Origin of the sequence: Bizionia argentinensis JUB59 (genome assembly GCF_000224335.1) — a bacterium.
GTDB classification, from domain to species: domain Bacteria; phylum Bacteroidota; class Bacteroidia; order Flavobacteriales; family Flavobacteriaceae; genus Algorimicrobium; species Algorimicrobium argentinense.
Window position 1 is genome coordinate 1 of sequence record NZ_AFXZ01000027.1, and the last position, 7,792, is coordinate 7,792.

A 7,792-nucleotide genomic window follows, 5' to 3' on the forward strand; every position below is an offset into this window, starting at 1 on the left:
GTTGTACACAAGCTAAAAAGCCAACCGCACAGTCAAGCACATTTCATTTTTCTCGTACCTCAAAAAATAAAAAGAGCTTGCCTTTTCCCTTCTCCACTCACGATAATACAATGAATATTTCCACTATAATTCAATGATTTTTCAGTAAATTGCACTCGAATTAATAAAAAAGGTTTAAAATGAACCGAATAAAAGAAGTTTTAAAAAACAAAGGAATTAGTCAAACTTGGCTTGCTGACCAAATGGACAAAAGTTATACGACCATTAATGAATATGCAAGAAACAAAAGACAACCAAGTTTAGAAGACTTATACAAGGTAGCAGGAATATTGCATATTGACCCAAGTGAATTATTAGTAAAGACAAACATTAAGAATGAGCAAAAACAAGTTTAAATTTATTGACCTATTTGCAGGAATTGGCGGATTTCATATTGCTCTTGAAAAACTTGGACACGAATGTGTATTTGCAAGCGAAAAAAGAGTTAACCTAGCTGAACTTTACAAAAAGAATTTTGATATTGAAGTAAATAGAGATATAACGAAAATAGAAGTTTCAGACATACCTTCTTTTGATATTCTATGTGCTGGGTTTCCTTGCCAACCTTTTTCTAAAGCTGGAAAGCAAGATGGATTACTTGATGAAAGGAACGGCTCTTTGTTTGACAAGATTGTAGATATTTTAGAATATCATAAACCAAAATATTTCATTCTTGAAAATGTTCGAAATTTAATTAGTCACGACAACGAAAACACTTGGTTCTACATTAAAGAACAACTCGAAATCAAACTAGGTTATAAGATTGACAAAAAGATATATTCTCCTCATAACTTTGGAATTCCTCAACACAGGGAAAGACTTTTTATAATTGGTTCAAGTGATGGGCTAGAACATTTTGAATGGTTGGAGACCACAAATAAAACTACTAGCATTTTTGAATACTTAGATAAAAATCCTGTAAATGCAAGAAAATTAGAGGATGAAAAAATTGAGGTAATTGACATATGGCAAGAATTTATTTCCAAAATACCTAAAGAACAAAAACTGCCAGGCTTTCCAATATGGAGTATGGAATTTGGTGCAACCTATCCTTTTGAAGAAAAAACTCCTTATGCTTCATCAACAAAAGCTATAGGAAAAACAAAAGGTAATTTTGGCATTGAACTTAAAGGATTATCACGACCAGAAAAAATCAAAAACCTACCTAATTATGCTCAAACAGAGGAAAATGAATTTCCCTCTTGGAAAAAAAATTACATCAGAAAAAACAGAGAATTTTACGAAACCTACAAAGAAATTCTAGAACCAATAGTAAAAAAAATTGAAAAATTGAAAATTGCTAGTTGGCAAAAACTTGAATGGAATGTACAAGGTGGAGAGCGAGATTTATATAAATATATTATTCAGTTTAGAGGTTCTGGTGTCAGAATAAAAAAAACAGATTTTTTTCCGTCTTTAGTAACTGTCAGTACTCAAATTCCAATTATAAGTTGGGAAAAAAGATATATTACACCATCAGAAGGAGCTCGTATTCAATCATTAAATGGTATAGAACTTCCTGAAAATTTAGGGACTTGCTTTTCTGCATTAGGAAATGCCGTTAATGGTACAATAGTGAAGTTGATTGCAGAAAAGCTAATTCAAGAAAGACCAATTCAAATTAAGCCTAATGGAAAATTAAAAGAAATAAACGGTTATAAAGTAACTTCTAAGAACCAAAATGAGCCAAATTATGAAAGAATTGAATAATGTAAACATCCGCCCAGGTGTTACAATTCTTTCAGTTTTAAAACACCTTAATTATAAACCCTATTATGCGTTAGCGGAATTTATCGACAATGCAATTGATAGTTTTTTAAAGAATGAAGAGGAGTTAAGAAAAATTGAAGGAAAGGATTTCAAATTAAGAGTAGATATTGAATTCGACACAAATAACAAAAGAATAACAATTAAAGATAATGCCGCTGGTATTCAATCTAAAGACTATCAAAGAGCATTTCGTACAGCTGAATTACCTCCTGATAATACTCGACTATCGGAATTTGGAATGGGTATGAAATCGGCAGCTTGTTGGTTTTCCAATAATTGGCAAGCAAAAACAACAGCTCTTAACGAGACTGTTGAACGCAAAGTTAATTTTGATATTTCAAAAATTGTTGAAGACAAAATTCAAGAACTTCAAATAGAAACAAAAGAAGCAAATTCAAATTCTCATTACACATTAATTACTTTGTTCGGTATTGAAGAAAAAATGCCTATTCGCAGAGGACTTGGCAAAGTAAAAAGGCATTTAGCTAGTATTTACAGAGACTTCTTCAAAAGAGAAATTCTGGATTTATACATAAATGGTGAAAAACTAGAATATAAAATTCCTAAGATTTTAAATACGGCTTATTTTGAAACTCCAAATGCAGAAAATATTAATTGGAAGCAAGAAGTCGAATTTGATTTTGGAAATGACCATAATGGAAGCAAATTGAGAGCCAAAGGCTTTATCGCTATAATGGAAACAATGTCTGTGAGAGATAGTGGTTTCGCATTATTTCGAAGAGGAAGAGTAATTGAAGGAAGTGCTGACAATGATGAAGGTTTTCGACCTCCTGCATTATCAGGCTCTCTAGGAAGTCATAGATATAAAAGACTGTTTGGTGAATTACACTTAGAAGGATTTAATGTAAGTCACACGAAAGACGGATTTCAATGGGATGATAATATGGAAGCCTTTTTAGATTTATTAAAAGGTGAACTTGAAGGTGAAAACTCTATCCCAATTTTAAAACAAGCTGATAAGTATAGAGTTCGAGAAAGTGCGAAGAACTATGAAAAAGTATCTCAAAAAGTAGTTGACAATACAACTGATAAAATACAAGACAATATAGCAAAAGATGTCCAAGCTGTTGTTTCAAAACCAACTTCAAATATTGTTGAAGAACCTTCATTAGAAGAGGTTGTAAAATCCTATCATAAAAAATTTCCACTAAATATTTCTAACATTGATTATATGGTGCATATTGAATTATCTTATGATGAAACAATTGATGAATTAATTCAAGTTGGTGACCATTTAATCCTAGAAAAAGACACAAACTATAAAAATATAGGTGTTCGATTATCTCTGATTCATCCATTTATGGTTGAATTTGCAGGAGACGACCACAAAGTAATAGAACCTGTTCTTCGTTTAGTAGTTGCATTAGGTCTTTCCGAAATAATCGTAAAAAAATCAGGAGCTCCTGTAACAGAGTTAAGAAACAATATGAATGACCTATTGCTTGGTTCTCTTTCAAAATTATAGTATATGTCCAAAACTGAAAAAATAAACATTATGTCAAATCCATCAAATGACGATAATTGGACACCTGAATATGGTGAAGAATCTGAAAAATTATTAACTAAAATTTTTGGTGATGATGCAGATGCCAAAGAAAAAGTAAAAGAAGAAACTTATCACATTATGAAATTATGTGGTAATCCTAATGAAGAAACGAACAACGATACTGGTTTAGTTTTTGGCTACGTCCAAAGTGGAAAAACTCTTTCATTTACAACATTAACGGCTTTAGCAAGAGACAATAACTATCAAATAGTAATAGTATTAGCAGGCATTTCAACAAATCTAGTTAATCAGTCTTTTAATAGATTGCAAAATGATTTAGATATAAATCAAGGTTTTCATAGAAAATGGGTGATGCTTAACAATCCTAAAGACCCAATTAGAAATCCACAGGATAAAAACACTATCCAAAGAGAACTTCAAAATTGGAAAAAATCTGACACTCCTGATGATTTTAAAAAAACATTATTGATTACAGTAATGAAAAATACAAGTCATTTAAAAAACTTGCTTTCTGTTCTTAAAAAACTCGATTTATCAAAAGTTCCTACTTTAATAATTGATGATGAAGGAGACCAAGCAAGTATGAACACTAGAGCTAGTTCAAATGCACGAAGAGAACGAAATGGAGAAGTACTTACCGAAATTCAAATGAGTACCATCTATCGTAGAATTAGAGATTTAAAAAGTATTTTACCACATCACACTTTTATTCAATATACCGCTACTCCACAAGCCCCATTGTTTATTAATATTTTAGATAATCTTTCACCTAACTTTATCCAACTTTTAACTCCAGGCGAAAAATATACTGGTGGACGAGCTTTCTGCCAAGAGAATCATTTTATAGTTAGAAATATTCCATATTCTGAAATTTATAATGATGATAATGTATTTGAAGAAGCTCCTGAAACTTTAAAAGAAGCTATGCGTATTTTCTTTTTAAGTGTTACATCTGGACGCTTATTGGGAGCAAAAAAAGGAAATCCTAAAAACCGCTCTATGATGGTTCATCCATCTAGATTAGTCGAAGAACACGACACCTATTATTACTGGGTAATGCATATTAAAAGTCTTTGGGAAAAGGTATTATTGGAGCGTGACGACAATGATGAAACTAAACAACAAATAATTTCCGAATTTAAAGAAGCATATAAAGATTTAAAAACTAATGCTCCTGAAATACAATCTTTTGAAGTGCTTTTGGAAACTTTAGGTCATAATATAAGTAACACAGCTGTTGAACAATTGAATTCAAGAGCGGGAAGTTCAGTTGATTGGAATAGTAATTATTCTTTCATCCTCGTTGGTGGTCAAGCTATGGACAGAGGTTTTACAGTTGAAGGTTTAACCATTACATATATGCCAAGAAGTATGGGTGTTGGAAATGCCGACACCATTCAACAACGGGCTCGTTTCTTTGGTTATAAAAAAGAATTTCTAGGTCATTGTCGTGTATATCTTGACGCAGAAAATATTCATCTGTTTAGTGAGTATGTAAATCACGAAGAAGATATACGTAAAAAGTTATTTGAACATAAACTCTCAGGTCAGCATCTAAACGAAATGGAAAGAAGATTTGTGCTAAATGAAATGTTCAGGTTGACTAGAACTAATGTGCTTTCTGAGGATTTAACAAGAACAACTTTTGGCAATAAATGGGTCAGAATTAGAGCTCCACACGATAGTGAAATTATTATTGAAAACAATAGAAAAGTATTTAATACTTTTGCTGAAAAATATAAATTAGCTTTTTCAGAAGATGATGGACACAAAGACAGAACTGATGAACAAAAGCATCTCGTAGCTAAAATTCCTTTAAAAGAATTATTTCAAGACTTATTGAATGAGCTAAAGTTTACAAGACAAACAGATTCAACAACTTACACGAACTTAAAGTCTGTTATCGATTTATACACAGATGAATTTCCGCCAGAAGATAGTTTTGTTTACTTAATTGCTAAAGGTAATCCAAGAACAAGACGTTTGAAAAAAGATGAAATTCAACAGTTATTTCAAGGTAAAAACCCAAGAACTGGAGAAATTATATATCCAGGTGACGAAAAAATTAAATCTGAAGATTCCGTAACAGTTCAAGTACATAATCTTGACTTTAGAGATACGGAACACGAAAATATAATCACTATAGCAGTATGGGTTCCCGCTCGACTTTCGCAATCATTAATCTCGAAAATTAATGATTGATTTAAAAGAAATATATGATAAACTGCCATTGCCTAAAAATCAGAATTCAAACTCTTATTCGGCAAAGGCTATTAAAGGCTTTGAAAACCATAGAATAGCAAAAAACTATGCAGATAATCCAAGTCTTTTAATATTCATTTCAGAACAGAACCAAGATTTTTTTATTGCAAATCAAAATCTGTTTAGCATTAAAGTGTCACACAATCTTAAATGCGAAATAGAATCAGATAAAAAACTAACTCATAACAACTTTTCTGTTGTCTCATATATTGGTCAAAATGATGATGTTAAGGACATTTTCCTAAGCACTTGCCAAGTTTTGATAAAATCACTCGGTCAAAATCCAACAAATAAAAAAATAAAACATACGGTAGGAAAATTTATTGAGCTATTTAAAGCTATTAAAGAAACACCAACCAAATCTTTGCAAGGCCTTTGGGCTGAATTATTTATAATAGAACAATCAAATTTTCCTGAAAATCTAATCAACGGTTGGCATAGTATCCCAGAAGAAAAATTTGACTTCAGTTTTGGTAAATTACGTTTAGAAGTAAAAAGTTCTGCAACAAATGTAAGAACACATCATTTTAGTTCAGGTCAACTAAATCCAATAATCGATACAGAAATTATTATTGCTTCAATTCTCGTAAATGTTAATGCAGGAGGTTTTAGTATAATTGAATTGTTAAGCAGAATAAACAATAAAATTAATGACTTCCCTAGACAAAAAGAAAAACTACACCTTTTAATTTATTCAACATTAGGGGTAAATATTAATAAAATCAACCAAGTCAAATTCGACTACGAATTAGCAAAAGAATCATTGAAGTTTTATAAGTCAACTGAAATTCCAAAAATTGAAATAAATAATATCCCAAAAGAAGTATCAAACGTTAGCTTTGTTAGCAATCTAGTTAATTCAACCAATATTGTGTTGAATATAGACGAGCTAATCCAATCTTTTACAAAAGACAATTAACACAGCCATTATGGAAGAAAATAAATCTCAAATTATAATTTATCAAACTGAAAACGGAGAAACTAAACTAGATGTTCGTTTTCAAGATGAAACTGTCTGGCTTACTCAAAAATTGATGTCTGAATTATTTCAAACTTCTATACCTAACATCAATATGCATCTAAAAAACATATTCGAAGAAGGAGAATTAGAAGAGAATCGAACTATTAAGGATTTCTTAATAGTTCAAAAAGAAGGGAATCGAGAAGTAAAAAGAAATCAGGTGTTTTATAATCTTGATGCCATAATTTCAGTTGGCTATCGTATAAAATCTAATGTAGCAACTAAGTTTAGACAATGGGCGACTGGTCAGTTACGAGAATACATTGTAAAAGGATTTGTCTTAGATGATGAGCGCTTAAAAAACCCTGACTTACCTTTTGATTATTTTGAGGAACTAGAAAAGCGAATACAAGATATTCGTACTTCTGAAAAACGATTTTATCGAAAAATTACAGATATTTATGCAACGAGTGTGGACTATGACCCAACTTTAGAAATTAGCATTAGTTTCTTTAAAACGGTTCAAAACAAATTGCATTGGGCTATTACTGGACAAACAGCTGCGGAAATCATTAGTCAAAGAGCGAATAGTTCAAAAGAAAATATGGGTTTGACTACTTGGAGAGGTGAAAATATAAGAAAAACAGATGTTTCCATTGCTAAAAATTATCTCAAAGAAGATGAATTATCAGCATTAAATAATTTAGTGGAGCAGTATCTAATTTTTGCACAAGGACAAGCACAACGAAGAGTACCAATGTATATGAATAATTGGATTGAAAAGCTAAATGGTTTCTTAACGTTAAATGACCGAGAAATATTAAATAATGCTGGAAATGTTTCTCACGAACTAGGAAAAGAAAATGCTGAACGAGAATACCAGAAATTTAAAGAGACCAAACAAAAGAGAATCAGAGAAGGAGATTTTGAAAAAGCAATTAAAAAAATAGAAAATAAAAAACGAAAATAAGCCAACGCTAAAAGCCATACACATTTGCAATTCGCACCAGCCGACACACAAGCCAAAAATTGCAAAAGAGTATGTCTTGCCAACGCTATCAAGTTTGCGGAAAGAAAAAGCCAGTGTACAACAAAGTACTGTGGTAAAAAACAAGTAAAATGCATTAACTTTTCACTAAAGTACTTCTGTAAGTATCCTCATATATTAATCCTGATTTAGCAATTGCAAAAGCCTGTTTTAGTAGCTTATTACACACCGCTATTAATGCTAG

At 31.2% G+C, this 7,792-nt stretch carries 6 protein-coding genes and 1 pseudogene; 6 read left to right on the plus strand and 1 reads right to left on the minus strand.

Annotation, left to right across the window (positions count from 1 at the left end; translation table 11 throughout):
* Positions 1-179 precede the first annotated feature (179 nt).
* From BZARG_RS08195 to BZARG_RS08220, 6 genes are read left to right on the plus strand one after another with little or no spacing between them, the layout of a single operon-like run.
* Positions 180-395 (plus strand): helix-turn-helix domain-containing protein, encoded by a 216-nt coding sequence (locus tag BZARG_RS08195; RefSeq protein WP_008637229.1) that lies wholly within the window; start codon positions 180-182, stop codon positions 393-395.
* Positions 376-1,749: a DNA cytosine methyltransferase gene (locus tag BZARG_RS08200; protein WP_008637225.1), complete on the plus strand. Its 1,374-nt coding sequence runs from the start codon at positions 376-378 to the stop codon at positions 1,747-1,749. The genes BZARG_RS08195 and BZARG_RS08200 overlap by 20 nt, the downstream gene beginning before the upstream one ends.
* Positions 1,733-3,295 carry an ATP-binding protein gene (locus BZARG_RS08205; RefSeq protein WP_008637228.1) on the plus strand — a complete coding sequence of 521 codons (1,563 nt, stop codon included), beginning with the start codon at positions 1,733-1,735 and terminating at the stop codon, positions 3,293-3,295. The genes BZARG_RS08200 and BZARG_RS08205 overlap by 17 nt, the downstream gene beginning before the upstream one ends.
* A gap of 30 nt (positions 3,296-3,325) precedes the next feature.
* Positions 3,326-5,539 (plus strand): Z1 domain-containing protein, encoded by a 2,214-nt coding sequence (locus tag BZARG_RS08210; protein WP_008637227.1) that lies wholly within the window; start codon positions 3,326-3,328, stop codon positions 5,537-5,539.
* The gene (locus BZARG_RS08215; protein WP_008637226.1) at positions 5,532-6,518 is read left to right on the plus strand and encodes a PD-(D/E)XK motif protein; all 987 of its coding nucleotides are present in this window, start codon (positions 5,532-5,534) and stop codon (positions 6,516-6,518) included. The genes BZARG_RS08210 and BZARG_RS08215 overlap by 8 nt, the downstream gene beginning before the upstream one ends.
* 10 nt (positions 6,519-6,528) lie before the next feature.
* Complete coding sequence (locus BZARG_RS08220; RefSeq protein WP_008637230.1) at positions 6,529-7,530, plus strand: virulence RhuM family protein; 1,002 nt, start codon at positions 6,529-6,531, stop codon at positions 7,528-7,530.
* A 154-nt stretch (positions 7,531-7,684) separates the two neighbouring features.
* Here BZARG_RS08220 and BZARG_RS16030 read toward each other — a convergent pair.
* Positions 7,685-7,792, minus strand: a pseudogene (locus BZARG_RS16030) (IS110 family transposase); the annotation flags it as partial.